This is a genomic window from Mycolicibacterium boenickei (assembly GCF_010731295.1).
GTDB classification, from domain to species: domain Bacteria; phylum Actinomycetota; class Actinomycetes; order Mycobacteriales; family Mycobacteriaceae; genus Mycobacterium; species Mycobacterium boenickei.
This window is the reverse complement of sequence record NZ_AP022579.1, coordinates 239,344-260,117: the sequence shown is the minus strand read 5'-3', so window position 1 is coordinate 260,117 and position 20,774 is coordinate 239,344. Positions and strand designations below refer to the sequence as shown.

Here is a 20,774-nt window from a genome sequence, read left to right as displayed (position 1 = left end):
GTGTGCGTCTAGCCACGGACCTCGAGATTCCGCGCCGCGTTGCGGTGTTATCCGTACATACTTCGCCGCTGGCGCAACCGGGTACCGGTGACGCCGGCGGGATGAACGTGTACGTGCTGCAGACCGCATTGCAGCTGGCCAAACGCGGTGTCGAGGTGGAGGTTTTCACCAGGGCCACCTCGTCGTCGGATGCCCCGGTGGTGCCGGTGGCGCCGGGTGTGCTGGTGCGCAACGTGGTGGCCGGGCCGTTCGAGGGCCTGGACAAATACGATCTCCCCACCCAGCTGTGCGCGTTCACCGCGGGGGTGCTGCGCGCCGAGGCGACCCACGAGCCCGGCTATTACGACGTCGTGCACTCGCACTACTGGCTGTCGGGTCAGGTCGGCTGGCTGGCCCGGGACCGCTGGGCGGTGCCGCTGGTGCACACCGCGCACACCCTGGCCGCGGTGAAGAACGCCGCCCTGGCTGCCGGTGACTCACCTGAGCCGCCATTGCGTGCGGTGGGGGAGCAGCAGGTGGTCGACGAGGCCGACCGGCTCATCGTCAACACCGAACATGAAGCCCAACAACTGGTTTCACTGCATCACGCCGATCCGGGCCGGATCGATGTGGTGCATCCTGGCGTCGATCTGGACGCCTTCACGCCCGGGGATCGCGACGCGGCGCGGGCGGTGCTCGGGATCGCGCCCCGCGAACAGGTGGTCGCGTTCGTGGGCCGGATCCAGCCGCTCAAGGCGCCCGACGTGCTGTTGCGCGCCGCCGCCAAACTGCCCGGGGTCCGGGTGCTGATCGCCGGCGGGCCGTCCGGGAGCGGCCTGGCCGAACCGGACACCCTGATTCGACTGGCCGACGAACTGGGTATCACCGACCGGGTGACATTCCTGCCGCCGCAATCTCGCGAACAGCTGGTCAACGTGTACCGCGCGGCCGATCTGGTCGCCGTGCCCAGTTACTCCGAATCCTTCGGCCTGGTCGCCATCGAAGCCCAGGCCTGCGGGACGCCCGTGGTCGCGGCCGCCGTCGGCGGCCTGCCGGTCGCGGTGGCCGACGGGGTCAGCGGGGCCCTGGTCGAAGGCCACGACGTGGACGATTGGGCCGCCGCGATCGACGACGTGCTGCAGCGCGATCCCGGTCCGCTGAGCGTTGCCGCCGCCGCGCACGCCGCACAGTTCTCGTGGGGGCACACCGTCGATGCCCTGCTGAACAGCTACGCCCACGCGATGAGCGACTATCGCTCGCGACACCGCAGGGCGTCGGGCCGCCGTCCCGGGCGGCGGTTCGCGCTGCGTCGGGGGGTGCGGGCGTAATGGCGGCCGACGTCGCACAGACCATCACCGACACCCTCGACGAGCACGAGCTGGTCTACCACCGGCACGAGGGCGCCCACGGCGGGTTGCCCGGCATCGTCGTCGAGCTGCCCGGGGAACGGAAGCTCAAGACCAACACCATCCTGAGCATCGGCGAACACTCGGTGCGGGTCGAGGCGTTCGTGTGCCGCAAGCCCGACGAGAACTTCGAAGGCGTCTACCGGTTCCTGCTCAAGCGCAACCGCAGGCTCTACGGCGTCGCCTACACCCTCGACAACGTCGGCGACATCTATCTCGTCGGCCGGATGGCCCTGCACTCGGTCACCGCCGATGAGATCGACCGGGTGCTCGGCCAGGTGCTCGAAGCCGTCGACTCCGACTTCAACACCTTGCTGGAGCTGGGGTTCCGCTCATCGATCCAGAAAGAGTGGGAGTGGCGGGTTTCCCGCGGTGAGTCGCTGAAGAACCTCGAAGCGTTCGAGCACCTCATCGACGACTGAGCGGTCGTGAGAAGATCCTTTTCATGCCGACGCTGATCCTGCTCCGCCACGGTGAGAGCGACTGGAACCAGAAGAACCTGTTCACCGGATGGGTCGACGTCGACCTCACCGAGAAGGGCCGTACCGAGGCCGTGCGCGGCGGCAAGCTGCTGGTGGAGAACGACGTGCTGCCCGACGTGGTCTACACGTCGCTGCTGCGCCGCGCGATCACCACCGCGAACCTCGCGCTGGACGCCGCCGACCGGCACTGGATCCCCGTGCACCGCGACTGGCGGCTCAACGAACGGCACTACGGCGCCCTGCAGGGCCTCGACAAGGCCGCCACCAAGGAGAAGTACGGCGACGAGCAGTTCATGGCGTGGCGGCGCAGCTACGACACCCCGCCGCCGCCCATCGAGAAGGGCAGCGAGTTCAGCCAGGACGCCGACCCGCGCTACGCCGACATCGGCGGCGGGCCGCTGACCGAATGCCTCAAGGACGTGGTGACGCGGTTCGTGCCGTACTACGAGGCCACGATCGTGCCCGACCTCAAGGCAGGCAAGACCGTGCTGATCGCCGCCCACGGCAACTCGCTGCGTGCGCTGGTCAAATACCTCGACGGAATGTCCGACGAGGAGGTGGTCGGCCTGAACATCCCGACCGGCATCCCGCTGCGCTACGAACTCGACGAGAACCTCAAGCCGCTGGTCGCCGGGGGTGAATACCTCGATCCCGAGGCCGCTGCCGCCGGGGCCGCCGCAGTCGCCGCGCAGGGCGCCAAGAAATAGTTCGCTGAGCACTCGGGCTTGCGGGCAAACAGCAGGTTACCGAGGGTTAACGAGAGCCGAACTCCTGTATTTGACGGTGTGACATGTCCCGTTTTGGCCGCACGCTGCTGGGATGACGTTCACCGGGTGCGTACGATTTTCGCGTGAGCTTGGTGTCGGCGTTACTGCTGACGGTGGTCGTGTCGTTGCTCGCGCTGATCGTCGGTGCGGGTGTGGCCGCCGCAGTCGCCCCCCGCCTCGTGGCCAAGCGGCGACGTCTCGAGGCTGAGCAGGCCGGTCTGACGGTGTCGCAGATGCTGCAGCACATCGTCTCCGCGTCGCCCAACGGCATCGTCGTCGTCGACACCTTCAACGACGTGGTCTACGCCAACGACCGGGCCTCGGAACTGGGCGTCGTGCGCGACCGGCTTCTCGACGACCGGGCCTGGCGGGCAGCCGAGCAGGTATTCGCCACCGGCCAGCCCATCGACGTCGACCTCTCGCCGCGCAAGCTGCCGCATCCCGGACGCTCGGGTATCTCGGTGCGCGGTTGGGTGCGGCTGCTGTCCGAGGAGGACCGCCGCTTCGCCGTCGTCTACGCCGACGACCAGTCCGAGCACGCCAGGATGGAAGCGACCCGGCGGGATTTCGTCGCCAACGTCAGCCACGAGCTCAAGACCCCGGTGGGTGCCATGCGCGTGCTGGCCGAAGCGCTGCAGGCCTCCGCCGACGACCCGGACATGGTGCGCCGCTTCTCCGACAAGATGGTCGCCGAATCGCTCCGGCTGGCCGACATGGTCGGCGAGCTGATCGAACTGTCCCGGCTGCAGGGTGCCGAGCGGCTGCCCGATCTGGGCGCCGTCGACGTGGACACCGTGGTGTCCGAAGCGCTGTCGCGACACAAGGTGGCCGCCGACAAGGCCGACATCTCCATCACCACCGATGCGCCGACCGGTTTCCGGGTGCTGGGTGACCAGACCCTGCTCGTGACCGCCGTCGCCAATCTGGTGTCCAACGCAATCGCTTACTCGCCCAATGGTTCCGGCGTATCCGTGAGCCGACGCCGGCGCGGCGGAAGTGTCGAGATCGCGGTCACCGACCGCGGTATCGGAATCGCCAAGGCCGATCAGGAACGGGTCTTCGAGCGGTTCTTCCGGGTCGACAAGGCCCGGTCGCGCGCCACCGGCGGCACCGGGCTGGGCCTGGCGATCGTCAAACACGTGGCCGCGAACCACAACGGAACCATCCGGCTGTGGAGTCAGCCGGGCACCGGGTCGACGTTCACGTTGTCGATTCCGGCCTATCCCGAAACCGATGAGTCGACTAGTGACTCAGACGACCGAGAGGATTAGCGAGACCGATGACCAGCGTGTTGATCGTTGAGGACGAGGAGTCGCTGGCCGATCCCCTGGCATTCCTGCTCCGCAAGGAAGGCTTCGAGGCCACCGTGGTGGCCGATGGTCCCTCCGCACTGGCCGAGTTCGAGCGCTCCGGCGCCGACATCGTCCTGCTGGACCTGATGCTGCCGGGGATGAGCGGTACCGACGTCTGTAAGCAACTGCGTGCCCGTTCCAGCGTGCCGGTGATCATGGTCACCGCCCGCGACAGTGAGATCGACAAGGTCGTCGGCCTCGAACTGGGCGCCGATGACTATGTCACCAAGCCGTATTCGGCCCGCGAGCTGATCGCGCGGATCCGGGCGGTGCTGCGCCGCGGTGCCGACACCGACGACGGCGCGGTCGGCGACGGCGTGCTCGAGGCCGGCCCGGTACGGATGGACGTCGAACGGCACGTCGTCAGCGTCAACGGGGAGCAGATCACGTTGCCGCTCAAGGAGTTCGACCTCCTGGAGTACCTGATGCGCAACAGTGGCCGAGTGTTGACCCGTGGCCAGCTCATCGACCGCGTGTGGGGCGCCGACTACGTGGGCGACACCAAAACCCTTGACGTGCATGTCAAACGGCTGCGCTCCAAGATCGAGGCCGACCCGGCCAACCCCGTGCACCTCGTCACGGTGCGAGGCCTCGGTTACAAGCTGGAGGGCTGAGTTCTCACTCGGTGTGCTCGGCGGCACGGGTCGCCGGGTGAACTGCGACGAGCCCGAGGGCGCTGCGGCGCCGGCACATCGCGGCCAACTCGGCGTAGGCCTTCTCGCCGAGCACCGCGGTGAGCTCGGGTGCGTACGACTCGAACACCGGGCGGGCGCCGACATGGGCGGCGGGATCACCGGTGCAGTACCAGTGCAGGTCGGCACCGCCCTCGCCCCAGCCGCGCCGGTCGTACTCGGTGATGACGGTCCGCAGGATCTGGGTGTCGTCGGGCCGGGTGATCCACTCCTGGCTGCGCCGGATCGGCAGCTGCCAGCAGACGTCGGGCTTCATGGTCAACGGCTCGACACCCAACTTGAGGGCCTTGCTGTGCAGCGCACATCCGATGCCGCCGGGAAAATCCGGCCGGTTCAGGAAGATGCACGCTCCCTTGTACTTACGGGTGCGCAGGTTGGGCTTGCCGTCGTACTCGTCGTCTTCCAGATAGCCCTTGCGGCCCAGGCCCTTCTCGCGGAACTGCCAGTCCTCGTCGGTCAGTTGTTTGACCGCGTCGTCCAGCCGGGCCCGATCGTCGTCGTCAGAAAGGAACGCTCCATGGGAGCAGCAGCCGTCGTCGGGGCGCCCCTCGACGGTGCCCTTGCAGGCGGGTGTGCCGAACACACACGTCCAGCGGGACAGCAACCACGTCATATCGGCCGCGATCAGATGTGTCGCGTCCTCCGGGTCATAGAACTCCACCCATTCGCGGGCAAAGTCGAGCTCGACTTCGCCGGGATGCACCTCTGTCACGGCGCAAACGGTACTCGCATATGGCGGAACGCATTTCCCAACCGCGGTACGACGCGCGGTGGCCCCCGCCACAACCCCGGGCCGCCCATCTCGAAGGTTGCGGGAGGTCCGGCCACGAAGTGCTGGTCGGCTGCGGTTAGGTTGGTGCAGTGCGGTTAGGCGTGCTCGATGTCGGTAGTAACACGGTTCATCTCCTCGTGGTGGATGCGCGCCGTGGCGGGCACCCGACCCCGATGAGCTCAACGAAGGCGGCCCTGCGGCTGGCCGAGGCGATCGACAACTCGGGCAAGCTGACCCGTAAGGGTGCCGACAGCCTGGTGGCCACCGTTGACGAGTTCGCCAAAATCGCCACCAGCTCGGGATGCGCCGAATTGATGGCGTTTGCCACCTCGGCGGTGCGCGACGCCACGAACTCTGAGGAAGTGCTGGCAAGGGTGCGGGCCGAGACCGGGGTGTCCCTCGGCGTGCTCAGCGGCGTCGACGAGTCCCGGCTGACGTTCCTCGCGGTGCGCCGCTGGTACGGCTGGAGCGCTGGTCGGATCATCAACATCGACATCGGCGGCGGCTCGCTCGAGTTGTCGAGCGGGGTCGATGAAGAGCCCGAGGTGGCGATGTCGCTTCCGCTGGGCGCAGGCCGCCTGACCAGGGAGTGGTTGGCCGAAGACCCACCTGGGCGGCGCCGCGTCGCGATGCTGCGGGACTGGCTGGCCACCGAGCTCGCGGATGCCGGTGCGACCATGCGCCGCTCCGGAAACCCGGACCTGGCGGTCGCGACGTCGAAGACGTTCCGGTCGCTGGCCCGACTCACCGGGGCGGCCCCCTCGGGTGCAGGCCCGCGGGTGAAGCGGACGCTCACCGCGGCTGGATTAAGACAGCTCATAGCTTTCATCTCTAGGATGACAGCGGCTGACCGTGCCGAACTGGAAGGGGTGAGTGCCGAGCGGGCACCACAGATCGTGGCCGGTGCATTGGTAGCTGAGGCTAGTATGCGAGCACTGGAGATCGATTCCGTCGACATTTGCCCCTGGGCGTTGCGGGAGGGGTTGATTCTGCGGAAACTCGACAGCGAGGCCGACGGCACAGCCTTGGTAGAGACGTCGGCGCGGGATGCCGGACGTTAAGGAAAAGCTAGCCCCAAAGGCAACATAGGTATGACAGGACCAGAGAACAACCCATCCGGCACCCGACCGATCTCGGTAGCGGAGTTGCTGGCGAAGAACGGGACGATCGGTGCGCCGCCGGTCGGCGGACGCCGTCGGCGCCGTCGCGGCAACAGCGACGCGGTGACCGTCGCCGAACTCACCGGCGAAATCCCGATCATCACCGACGACATCGAGTTCGAACCGAGCGATGCGTCGGTGCCCGCCCCTGATCCACTGGTCGACACCGCCGTCGTGGCACCGATCCTGGATGAGCCCCGTGCGGATGAGCCCCGTGCGCCGCGTGAGCAACCACAGGCCCGCGAACCTCGTGAACGCGAACCCCGTGATGAGCCGAGGGGCCGCAGCGGGAGCCGCAACGGCGGCGCCCGGCCGCCCCGGGTCAAGCCGCCGGTCCGGCCGGCCGAACCCGATGAGGTGCGCACCGCGGCCGAGGACGACTACGACGCGCACCTGGCCGCGCGCGACGCCGATCCGGAACCCGTCGAGTTTCGGCCGCGGCCGCGCCGCGCGCCGTACAAGGCCCCGGCGCGTGACTACCGGCCGTCGGGCACCGGCGCGGAGCGCATGAGCCCTGATCCGCTCTACGACCTCGACGAGGACGCCGCGGCCGAGCCTGCCGACGAACTGGTCGAGGCCGACGCTCACGACGTCCGCGACGTGGATGCCGACGGCGCCGCGTTCGACGAGTACGACGAGGAGTTCGGCGACACCTCCTACGCGTCGCTGTTCGGCGGCGAGTCCGATGTCGACGACCGGCCCCGCCGTTCGCGCGGCCGCGGCGGGGTCGACGACCTCGACCTCGACCTCGAGCACGACGACGACCTGGCCGAGGGCACCCGCGAAGCCGACGCCTTCGACGAGCACGACGAATTCGACGACGAAGCCGAGCCCAGCTCCCCGCTGGTGCGCGCGCTGTGGATCGTCGGTCAGTGCGTGGTCGCGGTGGCCTTCGGCGCCGGTCTGTTCATCGCCTTCGATCAGCTGTGGAAGTGGAACACCATCGTCGCGCTCGTGCTGGGCGTGCTGGTGATCCTCGGCCTCGCCGGTGGTGTGCGGGTGGTTCGCAAGACCGAGGACATCGGCAGCACGCTCACGGCGGTGGCGGTGGGAGCGCTGGTCACCTTCGGACCGTTGGCGCTGCTGCAGGCGAGTTAGTACTCCAGTAGACAATTGGGTTGTGCGCCCAGCCATCAAGATCGGCCTGTCCACCGCTTCGGTCTATCCGCTGAGGACTGAGGCCGCGTTCGAGCACGCCGCCCGCCTCGGCTACGACGGCGTCGAGCTGATGGTGTGGGCCGAGTCGGTCAGCCAGTCCGTGGAAGCCGTAGCCGCGTTGTCCGCTCGCTACGGGGTGCCGGTGCTGTCGGTGCATGCCCCCTGTCTGCTGATCTCGCAGCGGGTGTGGGGCGCCAACCCGATCCCGAAGTTGGAACGCAGCGTGCGCGCCGCCGAACAGCTGGGTGCGCAGACCGTCGTCGTGCATCCGCCGTTTCGCTGGCAGCGCCGCTACGCCGAGGGATTCACCGAGCAGGTGGCCCAGCTGGAGGCCGACAGCGAGGTCATGGTGGCGGTGGAGAACATGTTCCCGTTCCGGGCTGATCGGTTCTTCGGCGCGGGCGGCACGTCCATCGAGCGGATGCGCAAGCGCGGCGGTGGGCCCGGACCCGGGATTTCCGCGTTCGCCCCGTCCTACGACCCGCTGGACGGCAACCATGCGCATTACACGCTCGATCTGAGCCACACCGCGACCGCGGGCACCGACGCCTTGGACATGGCCCGGCGCATGGGCGACGGTCTGGTGCACCTGCACCTGTGCGACGGCAAGGGCGCGTCCACCGACGAGCATCTGGTGCCGGGCCGCGGCACCCAGCCCACCGCCGAGGTGTGCCAGATGCTCGCGGCGAGCGATTTCTCCGGCCACGTGGTCCTGGAGGTCACCACCTCGGCGGCCAAGTCCGCCGCCGAGCGCGAGGCGCTGCTCACCGAGTCGCTGCAATTCGCCCGCAAGCACCTGTTGCGCTGACCCGCGCGACCCGACCCACCCCTCTGCAAAGGACCACACATGACTGGCTCGACCCTGTTCACCGATGCCATGGCGCTGACGCCGGCCGGCGACGGCGTCTATCACGGTGAGCTCAACGAGCACTGGACGATCGGGCCCAAGGTGCACGGCGGCGCGATGCTCGCGCTGTGTGCCAATGCCGCGCGCACCGAGCTGGGCACGTCGGCGCAACCGCTCGCGGTGTCCGGGAACTTCCTGTGGGCACCGGATCCCGGTCCGATGCAGGTGGTCACCACGGTGCGCAAGCGGGGCCGCCGGATCGGCCTGGTGGATGTGGAGCTGCGGCAGGGAGACCGGACCGCGGTGACGGTGTCGGTGACCCTCGGTGAACCCGAGCATCACGTGCCGCCGCTGTTGTCGTTCAACCCGGTGGTGCCGTTGATGACGCCGGAACCGCCGCCGGGGCTGGAGCCGATCGGGCCCGGGCATCCCATGGAGCACGTCGTGCACCTGGCGCACGGCTGCGACATCCGGCCGGCGTTGCACACGATGGGCCCGCGTACGGATGGCGGTCCACCGGTGTTCGAGTACTGGGTGCGTCCGAAGGAGGTCGCTCCCGACGTGCTGTTCGCGCTCCTGTGCGGCGATGTGTCGGCTCCGGTCACCTTTGCCGTGGAACGCACCGGTTGGGCGCCCACGGTCCAGCTGACGGCCTATCTGCGGGCCCTGCCGGCCGACGGGTGGCTGCGGGTGATGTGCACGTCGGTTCAGATCGGCCAGGACTGGTTCGACGAGGACCATATCGTGGTCGACTGCGAGGGCCGGATCATCGTGCAGACGCGCCAGTTGGCGATGGTGCCCGCGAAGGCCTGAGCCGGAGGCGAATCGTGCGGCCCTGAGCCGGAGGCGTGAATGCCGCCCCCACGGGCGGACATGGAATGCTGTCGCGCATGTCGAGAATCGCGATAATCGGCGGCGGAAGCATGGGCGAGGCGCTGCTGTCGGGGCTGTTACGGGCTGGCAGGCAAGTCAAGGACATGGTGGTCGCGGAGAAGTTCGGTGACCGGGCCAAGTTCCTTTCGGAGAAGTACTCGGTGCAGGTGACCTCGGTCGCGGCTGCCGCCGAAAGCGCCACCTACGTGGTCATCGCGGTGAAACCGGCCGACGTCGAGAAGGTGATCGACGAGATCGCCGATGCGGCGGTACGGGCCGACAGCGACACTGCCGAGCAGGTGTTCGTCTCCATCGCGGCGGGTGTGGCCACGTCGTACTACGAGAACAAGCTTCCGGCGGGATCGCCGGTGATCAGGGTGATGCCCAACTCACCGATCGTGGTCGGCGGCGGGGTCAGTGCCTTGGCCCCGGGCCGGTTCGCCACCGCGGACCAGCTCAAGGAGGTCTCGTCGATCTTCGACGCGGTCGGCGGTGTGATCACCGTGGCCGAGTCGCAGCTGGACGCGGTGACCGCGGTTTCCGGCTCAGGCCCGGCGTATTTCTTCCTGATGGTCGAGGCGCTGGTCGATGCGGCCGTGGAATCGGGCCTGTCGCGTGCGGTGGCGACCGATCTGGCGGTGCAGACGATGGCCGGCTCGGCGGCGATGCTGCTGGAACGCCTCGACGAGGTGAACGCGGCCGGAGGCGCCGCGCTGGACACCACGCCGGCCCAATTGCGGGCGATGGTGACCTCGCCGGCCGGGACCACCGCCGCTGGGCTGCGGGAACTTGAGCGTGGGGGACTGCGGGCCGCGGTCTCCAACGCCGTTCAGGCCGCAAAAACGCGCTCTGAGCAGCTCGGAATTACATCTGAGTAATTAGATTAATTCCAACTGATTAGCCCACACCCGTCGCAGTAACCCCACCCGCCACGCTATTCTCCCTTTGTATGCGCGGGTCGGTGCCAGCGGTGGGGAAGCCGCTGGAACTGCCTGTGCCTGATTGATTGGGTTGCGATGACGTCTATGAACGGGCCATCGGCGCGGGATGCTGGCGACGGTCAGCCTCGAGCTCAATTTCTGACGGTCGCCGAAGTGGCGAGCCTGATGAGGGTCTCGAAGATGACGGTGTACCGATTGGTGCACAACGGTGAACTGCCTGCGGTACGAGTGGGCCGATCGTTCCGGGTCCACGCCAAGGCAGTCCACGATCTGTTGGAGTCTTCGTACTTCGACGCCGGCTAGCCACACGCCGCGGTGAGCCGAGCAGCCGGAGCAGGCTGCCGTTTTCCGTTTCGGTGGTCGGCCCGGGTAAAGTAACCGGGTCAACCATCAGCGTAAGTAGCGGAGACACCAGGGTTTATGGGCTCAGTCATCAAGAAGCGGCGTAAGCGTATGTCGAAGAAGAAGCACCGCAAGCTGCTTCGCCGTACCCGGGTGCAGCGCAGAAAACTTGGCAAGTAGCCAACAGCTGCAGCCGCTAGGCTGAGCCGATGGATTCTGATGGTCGTTCGGGGGGACGCCCGACGGGAGTCCCCGGGTCTGGCGCGGATTCTTCAGCGGGATCGCAGACAGGACTGTCGGGAGATGCGGCGCCCGCTCCGAAAGTGGTTCTGGTCACGGGTGCGTGCCGGTTCCTCGGTGGTTATCTGACCGCCAGGCTGGCGCAGAACCCGTCGATCGAGCATGTCATCGCCGTGGATGCGGTGGTGCCGAGCAAGGACCTCATGCGTCGGATGGGGCGGGCGGAGTTCGTCCGCGCCGACATCCGCAACCCGTTTATCGCCAAGGTGATCCGAAACGGGAACGTGGACACCGTCGTGCATGCCGCGGCGGCGTCCTACGCACCGCGGTCCGGGGGCCGGGCCACGTTGAAGGAACTCAACGTGATGGGCGCGATCCAACTGTTCGCCGCCTGCCAGAAGGCGCCGTCGGTCCGTCGGGTGGTGCTCAAGTCGACCTCAGAGGTGTACGGCTCGAGCTCCCGTGATCCGGTGATGTTCAGCGAGGAGAGCAGCGCCAGGCGTCCACCGGGCGACGGGTTCGCCCGCGACAGCATCGACATCGAGGGCTACGCGCGTGGCCTGGCCCGGCGGCGTCCGGACATCGACCTGACCATCCTCCGGCTGGCCAACATGATCGGGCCTGCGATGGATACCGCCCTGTCGCGGTATCTGGCCGGGCCGGTGGTTCCGTCGGTGGTCGGGCACGACGCCCGGCTGCAGTTGTTGCACGAACAGGACGCCCTCGGCGTCCTCGAGCGCGCGACCATGGCAGGCAAGGCGGGCACTTTCAACGTCGGCGCCGCGGGCATCATCATGATGAGTCAAGCAATTCGGCGGTCCGGACGTGTCCGGCTTCCGGTCCCGCGCGGGGCGCTGTCGGCGATCAATTCCCTCAGTCGCGCAACGAGTTACACCGAACTCGACCGGGACCAGATGAACTACCTGAGCTACGGCAGGGTCATGGACACTACGCGAATGCACAGGGATCTGGGCTACAGTCCCAAGTGGACGACCGCCGAAGCATTCGACGATTACGTCCGCGGTCGTGGATTGACTCCGATACTCGATCCACGATGGGTACGCTCAATGGAGAGTCGCGCCATGGGGGTGGCGCAGCGTTTGGGATATTAGGGCTGGCTCTATCCGGGGTGGGAGAAGGTATCGACGTGGCGGCTGAATCCAAGGCGAAAGTTATTCCGCTACATGGGAACTCGAGCCGTTCCTCTGCTGCGCGCCGGGCTGCGGCCCGGTCGGACAGCGCCCGCAGGCATCCGTCTGTTCTGGCCGACCCGGGAAGCCGGGCTTCTGCCGAGCAGATCGCCGCGGTGGTCCGGGAGATCGATCAGCGGCGTAGCGGTGCCTCGGGTCAGTCGGCGGCCGACACGGGCCCCAGCGAACTCGTCAAAGGCATTGCGGCGGTCTCGGAATTCATCCGCACCCGCATGACCGGTGCGTACCAGGTGGACGAGTTCGGGTTCGACCCGCACATCACCAACGCAATCTTCTTGCCTTTGCTGCGAACATTTTTCCGGTCCTGGTTCCGGGTCGAGGTGTCCGGCATCGAGAACCTGCCCGCCGACGGCGCGGCGCTCGTGGTGGCCAACCACGCCGGGGTGCTGCCCTTCGACGGGCTGATGACTCAGGTGGCCGTGCACGATCACCACCCCGGGAACCGGGACCTGCGTCTGCTGGCCGCGGATCTGGTGTTCGATCTGCCGATGGTCGGGCAGGCCGCGCGCAAGGCCGGGCACACCATGGCCTGCACCACCGACGCGCACCGGCTGCTCGCCAACGGTGAGCTCACGGCTGTGTTCCCCGAGGGGTTCAAGGGGCTGGGCAAGAACTTCAAAGACCGCTACAAGCTGCAGCGGTTCGGCCGTGGCGGTTTCGTTTCCGCAGCTCTGCGCGCACAGGCGCCCATCGTGCCGTGCTCGATCGTCGGGTCGGAGGAGATCTACCCGATGATGGCCGACGTCAAGCTGCTGGCCCGGTTGCTCGGGCTGCCGTACTTCCCGGTGACCCCGCTGTTCCCGTTGGCCGGCCCGCTCGGGCTGGTGCCGCTGCCGTCCAAGTGGCACATCCAGTTCGGCGAGCCGATCGAGACGGCCGATTACGACGAGAGCGCCGCCGACGATCCGATGGTCACGTTCGAGCTCACCGACCAGGTCCGCGAGACCATCCAGCACACGCTCTATCAGCTGCTGGCGGGCCGCCGAAACATGTTCTTCGGCTGAGCCTTTCGCGTCACGTCGGCAGCGCGACCAGACACAAAACTGCCCACTTCCACGCGGAAGTGGGCAGTTTCATGTCTGCTCGCGCAAAGTAAAATCAGGCGCCGGACTTTTGCCCAGCAACCATCTTGGCGATCGCGGCGTCGCGCGCGGCGGCGATCTGTGAACTGATCTCGTCGGCCTCGTCGATGGCGGCCTCACCCAGCATGGTGACGATGCTCGTGGCAACCGGGTTGCCGTCGTCATCGGTGACCTCGGCGCGGACCTCGGCGATCACGGTGCCGTGGGACTCGATGACCGAGTCCAGGTACGAGTCGAACCACAGCTTGTCGCCGACCAGGATCGGGCGGTGGAAGATCAGCTTCTGGTCGCGGTGCAGCACGCGCTCCAGGTTGATCGGAATGTCGAACTTGTCGAACAGCTCCAGCTGGACCCGTCGGCCGGCCACGGCCAGGAAGGTCACCGGCGCCACCACCGCGTCGTGGCCGTACTCCTTGGCGGCCTCGGCGTCATAGAGCGCCGGGTGCTCGTCCTTGACCGCGCGGGCGAACTCGCGGACCTTCTCCCGACCGACCTCGAAGTAGTCGGGGTACCGGTAGTGGGTTCCGATGATGTTTGCGGCGATGCTCATATTCCCTGCGCTGTTCGGTGTGCGTGCGTCGTGCGCACAAGCGTGCATGGCTGCGGTGCCCGTTGGCGCGGCCCGCCGCGGCAGCTTATCAGCGCACCTGGCCCGTTCAGCGAATGTCGTGGCGACGGGAGGCGGCCGCGGCCAGTGCGCCGCCCAGCGCGCCGAGCGCCAGGGCCGACGGAACACCGATGCGGGCGGCCTTGCGGGCGGTGCGGAAATCGCGGATCTCCCAGCCCCGCTCCCTGGCCACGTCGCGCAGCGCGGCGTCGGGGTTGATCGCCACCGCGGTCCCGACCAGCGACAGCATCGGCACGTCGTTGAAGCTGTCCGAGTAGGCGGTGCACCGACGCAGGTTGAGGCCTTCCCGGATGGCCAGCGACCGCACCGCGTGGGCTTTCCCGGTGCCGTGCAGGATGTCGCCGACCAGGCGGCCGGTGAACACCCCGTCGACGGACTCGGCGACGGTGCCCAGCGCGCCCGTCAGGCCCAGGCGCCGGGCGATCGTGGCGGCCAGCTCGTAGGGGGTCGCTGTGACCAGCCACACCTGCTGACCGGCGTCCAGGTGCATCTGGGCCAGCGCCCGGGTACCCGGCCAGATCTTGTCGGCGATGATCTCGTCGTAGATCTCCTCGCCCAGTTCGACCAGCTCGGCGGTGGAGCGGCCCTCGATGAAGGACAGGGCCTTCTGCTTGCCCTCGGCGACGTCGTCGCTGTTCTCCTTGCCGGTGAACTGGAACTTGGCCTGGGCGTAGACGATGCCAAGGATGTCGCGGTAGGTGAAGTACTTGCGCGCGGCCAGACCGCGGGCGAAGTGCACCAGCGAGGATCCGTGGACCAGGGTGTTGTCGACGTCGAAGAACGCCGCGGCGGTCAGATCCGGCGGCGGCGCCGGCGTCCCGACAGGGTCGGTGTCGGACTCGAGCTCGGTGACAGCGAGTTCGGCGCTGGCCTCGGCGGCAAGCTCCTGTTCGAGCGCATCGGCACTACCGGATTCGGGCACGTTTTCACCCTAAGTCACGCCGCCGGGATACTGGCGGTGTGGAGCGCGAGCAGGCAGGTGGCGGCAGCCGGGCCGGCGGGGGGAACACTGTGACGTTGCTGACCAGGGCGGGGTGCAGCATGTGCGAGCGGGCGGCCCGGCAGTTGGCCGTGTTGCGCGAGGAGCTGGACTTCGAGCTGGTGACGACGGACGTGGATGAGGCTGTCGCGGCCGGTGACGCCTCCCTGCGGGCCCGGTACGGCGACCTGTTGCCGATGATTTTGCTGAACGGGGTCGAACACAGCTACTGGGACGTCGACGAGCAGCAGCTTCGGGCGGACCTCACCGCCAGGTGAAATTTGGTGGGCGGGCGGGAAACGATTACCTTGGTGACGTGGTGATGAAGCCGTGAGTGTGCTGCTATTCGGGGTTTCGCACCGCAGCGCGCCGGTGTCTGTTCTCGAGCAGTTGAGCACTGACGAGTCCGATCAGGCCAAGATCATCGACGAGGTGCTCAGGTCCTCGTTGGTCACCGAGGCCATGGTCCTGTCGACCTGCAACCGGGTCGAGATATACGCCGTGGTGGAGGCCTTCCACGGCGGCCTGTCGATCATCGGGCAGGTGCTCTCCGAGCATTCCGGCATGTCGCTCAACGACCTCACCAAATACGCCTACGTCCGTTACGCAGAGGCCGCCGTCGAGCACCTGTTCGCGGTGACCAGCGGTCTGGATTCGGCCGTCATCGGCGAAGCCCAGGTGCTGGGGCAGGTGCGTCGCGCCTACGCGTCGGCCGAGGAACACCAGACCGTCGGGCGCACCCTGCACGAGCTGGCCCAGCGGGCCCTCAACGTCGGCAAGCGGGTGCATTCCGAGACGGGGATCGACGCCGCGGGCGCATCCGTCGTCTCGGTCGCCCTCGGCATGGCCGAGACCAAGCTCAACGGCGGGATCGCCGGGCGCACCGCGGCGGTGATCGGCGCGGGCTCCATGGGCGCGCTGGCCGGCGCGCATCTGGTGCGGGCCGGAATCGAGCGGGTCCACGTGGTGAACCGCTCCCTGCCGCGGGCCGAGCGCCTCGCCGAGAACCTCACCGAGCAGGGCGTTCAAGCGCAGGCCTTCTCCCTGGATCATCTGGAAGAGGCTCTGGTCGACGCCGACGTCGTGGTCAGCAGCACGGGCGCGGTGCGCCCGGTGGTGTCCCTGGCCGACGTGCACCATGCCCTGGCGCAGCGCAACGCGGCCGCCGGTGGCGATCGGCAGCTGGTGATCTGCGACCTCGGTATGCCGCGCGACGTGGATCCGGCGGTGGCGGGGCTGCCCGGGGTCTGGGTCGTCGACATGGATCGCATCCAGCGCGAGCCGTCGGCGCGGGCCGCGGCCACCGACGCCGATGCGGCCCGCACGATCGTCGCCACCGAGGTTGCCAACTACCTGGCCGGCCAGCGGATGGCCGAGGTCACCCCGACCGTCACCGCGTTGCGGCAGCGCGCCGCCGACGTGGTCGAGGCCGAGCTGTTGCGTCTGGACAACCGGCTGCCCGGGCTGGACGCGACGCACCGCGACGAGGTGGCCAAAACGGTCCGCCGCGTCGTCGACAAGCTTTTGCACGCACCCACGGTGCGGGTGAAACAACTCGCCAGCGCGCCTGGCGGGGACAGCTACGCAGAGGCCCTGCGTGAGCTGTTCGAACTCGATCCGCAAGCCGTCGAAGCTGTGGCGGCCAGCGAATTGCCCTTCATGACAACAGATCTCGATAAGTCTGAGTAGAGCTTGGTAGAAACGCGCGATACGGTAATCCGGATCGGCACCCGGGGTAGCCTGCTGGCGACCACGCAGGCCGGCACCATCAGGGACGCTTTGTTGGCCGCGGGCCACGCCTGCGAGTTGGTGATCATCTCGACCGAAGGTGACCGCAACCAGGGCCCCATCGCCGAGATCGGCGTCGGGGTCTTCACCGCGGCGCTGCGGGAGGCGATCCACGACGGCCGCGTGGACATGGCCGTGCACTCGTACAAAGATTTGCCCACCGCGCGCGACGACCGGTTCGTGATCGCCGCCGTCCCGCCCCGTGAGGACCCTCGTGACGCGCTGGTGGCGCGTGACGGGCTGGTGCTCGGTGAGTTGCCGGCGGGGTCCGTTATCGGCACGTCGAGTGCGCGACGGGCCGCGCAGCTTAGAGCACTGGGTCTCGGTTTGGAAATCCGCCCCCTACGAGGCAACCTAGATACCAGGTTGAACAGGGTTACGAGCGGTGATCTCGACGCCATCGTGGTCGCCCGCGCGGGTCTCGCCCGTATCGGACGGCTCGATCGGGTCACCGAGTCGCTCGAGCCGGTGCAGATGTTGCCAGCTCCGGCTCAGGGTGCGCTCGCGGTGGAATGCCGCTCCGGCGACACCGAGCTGATTTCGGTGCTGTCGGAGTTGGATGACGCCGATACGCGCGCCGCGGTCACCGCCGAACGGATCCTGCTCGCCGAACTGGAGGCGGGCTGTTCCGCACCGGTAGGCGCGATCGCAGAAGTGGTCGAGTCGATCGATGAGGACGGCAATGTCTTCGAGGAGCTGTCGTTGCGCGGCTGCGTAGCGACGCTGGACGGATCCGACGTGATCCGTGCGTCCGGCATCGGAACTCCCGATCGGGCCGCCGACTTGGGTGTCTCGGTGGCCGCGGAGCTTTTCGAGCTGGGTGCACGCGAGCTGTTGGTAGAGCGCGGGAGTGAAGAATGACCATGCGAGGTCGCAAGGCGAAGCCCGGCCGCATCACATTTGTGGGCTCAGGCCCGGGAGATCCGGGGCTGCTGACGGCACGGGCGCAATCCGTGCTGGCGCACGCCGAGTTGGTGTTCACCGATCCCGACGTCCCAGCAGCCGTGTTGGCCCTGATCGGCACCGACCTGCCGCCGGCCTCCGGCCCGGCCCCGGCCGCCCCGGCCAAGGCCGACGCTGCTGCCGGTGCCGCATCCGACGGCGACGCCGCCGCCAACTCTGACGCGGCTCAGGCCGCCGTCATCGCCGGCGGGCCTGAAGTGCGCCCCGCTCTCGGCGACCCCGCCGAGGTGGCCAAGACGCTGGTCGCCGAGGCCCGCCACGGCTATGACGTGGTCCGCCTGGTTGCCGGTGACCCGCTGTCGGTCGACGCTGTCATCACCGAGATCGGCGCGCTGGCCAAGTCCCACGTGAACTTCGAGATCGTTCCCGGCCTGCCCGCCACCAGCGCGGTGCCCACCTACGCGGGCCTGCCGCTGGGTTCGTCGCACACGGTGGCCGACGTCCGCGGTGACGTGGACTGGGCGGCGCTGGCCGCCGCGCCCGGGCCGCTGATCCTGCACGCGACCGCGTCGCACCTGCCGGACGCCGCACGCACCCTGATCGAGCAGGGGCTGGTCGACAGCACCCCGGCCGTGGTCACCGCGAGCGGCACCACCTGCCAGCAGCGCTCGGTGGAGACCACCCTCGGTGGCCTGATCGACAAGGCCACGCTGGAGAAGCCGGCCGGCAGTGAGCTGGCCGGGCCGTTGACCGGGCCGCTGGTCGTCACCATCGGCAAGACGGTGGCCAACCGGGCCAAGCTGAACTGGTGGGAGAGCCGCGCCCTGTACGGCTGGACCGTGCTGGTGCCGCGTACCAAGGATCAGGCCGGCGAGATGAGCGAGAAGCTCGTGGGCCACGGCGCGCTGCCGATCGAGGTGCCGACCATCGCCGTCGAGCCGCCGCGCAGCCCCGCGCAGATGGAGCGCGCGGTCAAGGGTCTGGTCGACGGCCGGTTCCAGTGGGTGGTGTTCACCTCGACCAACGCCGTGCGTGCGGTGTGGGAGAAGTTCAACGAGTTCGGCCTGGATGCTCGGGCGTTCTCGGGCGTGAAGATCGCGTGCGTCGGACAGGCCACCGCCGACAAGGTGCGGGCGTTCGGCATCAACCCCGAGCTGGTGCCGTCCGGGGAGCAGTCCTCGCTCGGCCTGCTCGACGAGTTCCCGCCGTTCGACGAGGTTTTCGATCCGGTGAACCGCGTGCTGCTGCCGCGTGCCGACATCGCCACCGAGACGCTGGCCGAGGGCCTGCGCGAACGCGGCTGGGAGATCGAGGATGTCACCGCCTATCGCACCGTGCGTGCGGCTCCGCCGCCGGCGCAGACCCGCGAGATGATCAAGACCGGCGGGTTCGACGCGGTCTGCTTCACCTCGAGCTCGACCGTGCGCAACCTGGTCGGTATCGCGGGCAAGCCGCACGCCCGGACCATCGTGGCCTGCATCGGGCCCAAGACCGCTGAAACCGCAGCGGAATTCGGCCTGCGGGTGGACGTGCAGCCCGAGTCGGCCGCGGTCGGTCCGCTGGTCGATGCGCTGGCCGAACACGCTGCCCGGCTCCGTGCCGAGGGGGCGCTGCCCCCGCCGCGCAAGAAGAGCCGCCGCAGGTAAGCGAAAGTTTCGCCGAAACAGCATTCCGGCAGGGCCTTACTCGAACTTTTCCTGCTGGAATGCCGTTTCGAGGAACAGAGCGGAGGAGGGATAGCTGTGGCGTTTCCAAGACACCGGCCTCGTCGCCTGCGATCCACGCCGGCGATGCGTCGCCTGGTGGCCCAAACCTCTTTGGAGCCACGCCATCTGGTGTTGCCGATGTTCGTGGCCGACGGTATCGACGAACCGCGACCGATCTCCTCGATGCCCGGCGTGGTCCAACACACCAGGGATTCGTTGCGCCAGGCGGCCGCCGACGCGGTGGCCGCGGGTGTGGGCGGACTGATGCTGTTCGGGGTACCCCGCGACGAGGACAAGGATCCGACCGGGTCGGTCGGTGTCGATCCGGACGGCATCCTCAACGTCGCGTTGCGCGATCTGGCCAAGGACCTCGGTGATGCCACGGTGTTGATGGCCGACACCTGCCTCGACGAGTTCACCGATCATGGGCACTGCGGCGTATTGGATGGCGCGGGACGCGTCGACAATGACGCGACCAACCTGCGTTACGTGGAACTCGCTGTGGCACAAGCTGAATCGGGCGCGCACGTGGTCGGTCCCAGCGGCATGATGGACGGCCAGGTGGCCGCCATCCGGGACGGGCTGGACGCGGCCGGGCACACCGACGTGGCCATCCTGGCCTATGCGGCCAAGTTCGCCTCGGCGTTCTACGGCCCGTTCCGCGAGGCGGTGTCGTCCAGCCTGGTCGGGGATCGCCGTACCTACCAACAGGATCCGGGCAACATCCGCGAAGCCGTGCACGAGGTCGAACTCGACATCGACGAGGGCGCCGACATGGTGATGGTCAAGCCCGCGATGAGCTACCTGGACGTGGTGCGCGCCGCCGCCGATATCTCGCCGGTACCCGTTGCGGCCTACCAGATCTCGGGCGAGTACTCGATGATCTGTGCGGCCGCGGCCAACGGCTGGATCGACCTGCAGGCGGCGGCCCTGGAGTCGCTGACCGGCATCCGGCGGGCGGGCGCCGACATCGTGCTGACGTATTGGGCGGCCGATGTGGCCGGTTGGCTCGCGTGACCGAGCAGGTGACCGAACCCCAGCAGACCCCGAACGGCCGGCCCGAGGATGTCGACACCGGCTTCTGGTTGTGGACGGCCGCGCTGGTGCTGATGGCGGTGGGATACCTGATCGACGCGCTCACCGGATCCGGCACGGGCGTGCAGCGGTCGATGACCGTCGTCTTCTCGATCATGTTCCTGGTCGTGCTGTCCTCGATCGTTGGCGCGTTCCTGTGGTTGATGCGTGAGGGGTATCGCTGGGCCCGCACCCTGCTGACCAGCGGTGGGATCGTCACGGTGCTGCACGCGATCAGTAGCCTGCTGACCGGCGAACGCCAGGATGCGGCCGCGGTGGGTTACGCCGTCACCGCGATCGTCGGATCGGTGCTGATCGCCGGCGGGCTGTACCTGCTGCACCGCAAGGACGCCGACGGTTTCTTCCTCCGCTGATTCGCTACGCTTCCGGAC

23 protein-coding genes are annotated in these 20,774 nt (G+C 68.1%); 20 read left to right on the top strand and 3 right to left on the bottom strand.

What is annotated here, in order from left to right:
* Nucleotides 1–2: 2 nt before the first annotated feature.
* The 5 genes from mshA to regX all read left to right on the top strand — a co-directional run bounded on the left by mshA (nucleotide 3) and on the right by regX (nucleotide 4,600).
* Nucleotides 3–1,307 carry a D-inositol-3-phosphate glycosyltransferase gene (gene mshA, locus G6N57_RS01240; RefSeq protein WP_077742492.1) on the top strand — a complete coding sequence of 435 codons (1,305 nt, stop codon included), beginning with the start codon at nucleotides 3–5 and terminating at the stop codon, nucleotides 1,305–1,307.
* Nucleotides 1,307–1,807 (top strand): type III secretion system chaperone family protein, encoded by a 501-nt coding sequence (locus tag G6N57_RS01235; protein ID WP_097925929.1) that lies wholly within the window; start codon nucleotides 1,307–1,309, stop codon nucleotides 1,805–1,807. Before mshA ends, G6N57_RS01235 begins: the two co-directional genes overlap by 1 nt.
* A gap of 23 nt (nucleotides 1,808–1,830) precedes the next feature.
* Nucleotides 1,831–2,574, top strand: a complete 744-nt coding sequence (locus tag G6N57_RS01230) for a phosphoglyceromutase (protein ID WP_077742490.1) — start codon at nucleotides 1,831–1,833, stop codon at nucleotides 2,572–2,574.
* Nucleotides 2,575–2,717: 143 nt separating this feature from the next.
* Nucleotides 2,718–3,905, top strand: a complete 1,188-nt coding sequence (locus G6N57_RS01225) for a sensor histidine kinase (protein ID WP_077742489.1) — start codon at nucleotides 2,718–2,720, stop codon at nucleotides 3,903–3,905.
* A gap of 8 nt (nucleotides 3,906–3,913) precedes the next feature.
* Nucleotides 3,914–4,600, top strand: coding sequence for a two-component sensory transduction protein RegX (gene regX / locus G6N57_RS01220; protein ID WP_036442021.1), 687 nt, complete (start codon nucleotides 3,914–3,916; stop codon nucleotides 4,598–4,600).
* 4 nt (nucleotides 4,601–4,604) lie between these two features.
* Here the strand turns inward: regX and G6N57_RS01215 are convergent, their stop codons facing one another.
* Nucleotides 4,605–5,390 (bottom strand): DUF3109 family protein, encoded by a 786-nt coding sequence (locus tag G6N57_RS01215; RefSeq protein WP_077742488.1) that lies wholly within the window; start codon nucleotides 5,388–5,390, stop codon nucleotides 4,605–4,607.
* A gap of 149 nt (nucleotides 5,391–5,539) precedes the next feature.
* Here G6N57_RS01215 and G6N57_RS01210 point away from each other — a divergent pair, with 149 nt between their 5' ends.
* The 9 genes from G6N57_RS01210 to G6N57_RS01170 all read left to right on the top strand — a co-directional run bounded on the left by G6N57_RS01210 (nucleotide 5,540) and on the right by G6N57_RS01170 (nucleotide 13,226).
* Entirely contained in the window at nucleotides 5,540–6,511 is a 972-nt protein-coding gene (locus tag G6N57_RS01210; protein WP_036442017.1) for a Ppx/GppA family phosphatase, read from the top strand.
* Nucleotides 6,512–6,541: 30 nt separating this feature from the next.
* Nucleotides 6,542–7,708: an Rv0497 family membrane protein gene (locus tag G6N57_RS01205; RefSeq protein ID WP_077742487.1), complete on the top strand. Its 1,167-nt coding sequence runs from the start codon at nucleotides 6,542–6,544 to the stop codon at nucleotides 7,706–7,708.
* A 22-nt stretch (nucleotides 7,709–7,730) separates the two neighbouring features.
* Complete coding sequence (locus tag G6N57_RS01200) at nucleotides 7,731–8,576, top strand: sugar phosphate isomerase/epimerase family protein (RefSeq protein WP_077742486.1); 846 nt, start codon at nucleotides 7,731–7,733, stop codon at nucleotides 8,574–8,576.
* 39 nt (nucleotides 8,577–8,615) lie between these two features.
* A complete protein-coding gene (locus G6N57_RS01195; protein ID WP_077742485.1) occupies nucleotides 8,616–9,428 on the top strand; it encodes a thioesterase family protein in 813 nt (270 codons plus the stop codon).
* A 77-nt stretch (nucleotides 9,429–9,505) separates the two neighbouring features.
* Complete coding sequence (gene proC / locus G6N57_RS01190; protein ID WP_097925946.1) at nucleotides 9,506–10,366, top strand: pyrroline-5-carboxylate reductase; 861 nt, start codon at nucleotides 9,506–9,508, stop codon at nucleotides 10,364–10,366.
* 138 nt (nucleotides 10,367–10,504) lie between these two features.
* Nucleotides 10,505–10,732, top strand: coding sequence for a cell division/environmental response transcriptional regulator (locus G6N57_RS01185; protein WP_003882954.1), 228 nt, complete (start codon nucleotides 10,505–10,507; stop codon nucleotides 10,730–10,732).
* 117 nt (nucleotides 10,733–10,849) lie between these two features.
* The gene (locus G6N57_RS01180) at nucleotides 10,850–10,951 is read left to right on the top strand and encodes a 30S ribosomal protein bS22 (protein WP_003402602.1); all 102 of its coding nucleotides are present in this window, start codon (nucleotides 10,850–10,852) and stop codon (nucleotides 10,949–10,951) included.
* Nucleotides 10,952–10,980: 29 nt separating this feature from the next.
* Nucleotides 10,981–12,123 (top strand): SDR family oxidoreductase, encoded by a 1,143-nt coding sequence (locus G6N57_RS01175; RefSeq protein ID WP_174814440.1) that lies wholly within the window; start codon nucleotides 10,981–10,983, stop codon nucleotides 12,121–12,123.
* 35 nt (nucleotides 12,124–12,158) lie between these two features.
* Nucleotides 12,159–13,226, top strand: coding sequence for a lysophospholipid acyltransferase family protein (locus tag G6N57_RS01170; protein ID WP_077742483.1), 1,068 nt, complete (start codon nucleotides 12,159–12,161; stop codon nucleotides 13,224–13,226).
* Between the two features lie 94 nt (nucleotides 13,227–13,320).
* On the opposite strand, the gene G6N57_RS01165 is transcribed toward G6N57_RS01170, so the two are convergent.
* The gene (locus G6N57_RS01165; protein WP_036442005.1) at nucleotides 13,321–13,854 is read right to left on the bottom strand and encodes an FAS1-like dehydratase domain-containing protein; all 534 of its coding nucleotides are present in this window, start codon (nucleotides 13,852–13,854) and stop codon (nucleotides 13,321–13,323) included.
* A gap of 106 nt (nucleotides 13,855–13,960) precedes the next feature.
* Nucleotides 13,961–14,854: an HAD family hydrolase gene (locus G6N57_RS01160; RefSeq protein ID WP_097925927.1), complete on the bottom strand. Its 894-nt coding sequence runs from the start codon at nucleotides 14,852–14,854 to the stop codon at nucleotides 13,961–13,963.
* A gap of 38 nt (nucleotides 14,855–14,892) precedes the next feature.
* On the opposite strand from G6N57_RS01160, the gene G6N57_RS01155 reads away from it, so the two are divergent.
* The 6 genes from G6N57_RS01155 (at nucleotide 14,893) to G6N57_RS01130 (ending at nucleotide 20,756) form a co-directional block, all read left to right on the top strand.
* A complete protein-coding gene (locus G6N57_RS01155) occupies nucleotides 14,893–15,189 on the top strand; it encodes a glutaredoxin family protein (RefSeq protein ID WP_097925926.1) in 297 nt (98 codons plus the stop codon).
* Between the two features lie 52 nt (nucleotides 15,190–15,241).
* A complete protein-coding gene (locus G6N57_RS01150) occupies nucleotides 15,242–16,600 on the top strand; it encodes a glutamyl-tRNA reductase (RefSeq protein ID WP_097925925.1) in 1,359 nt (452 codons plus the stop codon).
* Nucleotides 16,601–16,603: 3 nt separating this feature from the next.
* The gene (gene hemC, locus G6N57_RS01145) at nucleotides 16,604–17,560 is read left to right on the top strand and encodes a hydroxymethylbilane synthase (RefSeq protein WP_077742482.1); all 957 of its coding nucleotides are present in this window, start codon (nucleotides 16,604–16,606) and stop codon (nucleotides 17,558–17,560) included.
* Entirely contained in the window at nucleotides 17,557–19,248 is a 1,692-nt protein-coding gene (locus G6N57_RS01140) for a bifunctional uroporphyrinogen-III C-methyltransferase/uroporphyrinogen-III synthase (protein WP_097925924.1), read from the top strand. The genes hemC and G6N57_RS01140 overlap by 4 nt, the downstream gene beginning before the upstream one ends.
* A 96-nt stretch (nucleotides 19,249–19,344) precedes the next feature.
* The gene (gene hemB / locus G6N57_RS01135; protein WP_077742481.1) at nucleotides 19,345–20,325 is read left to right on the top strand and encodes a porphobilinogen synthase; all 981 of its coding nucleotides are present in this window, start codon (nucleotides 19,345–19,347) and stop codon (nucleotides 20,323–20,325) included.
* Nucleotides 20,322–20,756 carry a hypothetical protein gene (locus tag G6N57_RS01130; RefSeq protein ID WP_077742480.1) on the top strand — a complete coding sequence of 145 codons (435 nt, stop codon included), beginning with the start codon at nucleotides 20,322–20,324 and terminating at the stop codon, nucleotides 20,754–20,756. Before hemB ends, G6N57_RS01130 begins: the two co-directional genes overlap by 4 nt.
* The last annotated feature ends 18 nt before the right edge of the window (nucleotides 20,757–20,774 follow it).

Bases quoted from the DNA above. Each gene is read 5' to 3' on its own strand.
- G6N57_RS01235 (WP_097925929.1), top strand. From the start codon at position 1,307: ATGGCGGCCGACGTCGCACAGACCATCACCGACACCCTCGACGAGCAC.
- G6N57_RS01230 (WP_077742490.1), top strand. From the start codon at position 1,831: ATGCCGACGCTGATCCTGCTCCGCCACGGTGAGAGCGACTGGAACCAG.
- regX (WP_036442021.1), top strand. From the start codon at position 3,914: ATGACCAGCGTGTTGATCGTTGAGGACGAGGAGTCGCTGGCCGATCCC.
- G6N57_RS01205 (WP_077742487.1), top strand. From the start codon at position 6,542: ATGACAGGACCAGAGAACAACCCATCCGGCACCCGACCGATCTCGGTA.
- G6N57_RS01195 (WP_077742485.1), top strand. From the start codon at position 8,616: ATGACTGGCTCGACCCTGTTCACCGATGCCATGGCGCTGACGCCGGCC.
- proC (WP_097925946.1), top strand. From the start codon at position 9,506: ATGTCGAGAATCGCGATAATCGGCGGCGGAAGCATGGGCGAGGCGCTG.
- G6N57_RS01185 (WP_003882954.1), top strand. From the start codon at position 10,505: ATGACGTCTATGAACGGGCCATCGGCGCGGGATGCTGGCGACGGTCAG.
- G6N57_RS01180 (WP_003402602.1), top strand. From the start codon at position 10,850: ATGGGCTCAGTCATCAAGAAGCGGCGTAAGCGTATGTCGAAGAAGAAG.
- G6N57_RS01175 (WP_174814440.1), top strand. From the start codon at position 10,981: ATGGATTCTGATGGTCGTTCGGGGGGACGCCCGACGGGAGTCCCCGGG.
- G6N57_RS01165 (WP_036442005.1), bottom strand. From the start codon at position 13,854: ATGAGCATCGCCGCAAACATCATCGGAACCCACTACCGGTACCCCGAC.
- G6N57_RS01140 (WP_097925924.1), top strand. From the start codon at position 17,557: ATGACCATGCGAGGTCGCAAGGCGAAGCCCGGCCGCATCACATTTGTG.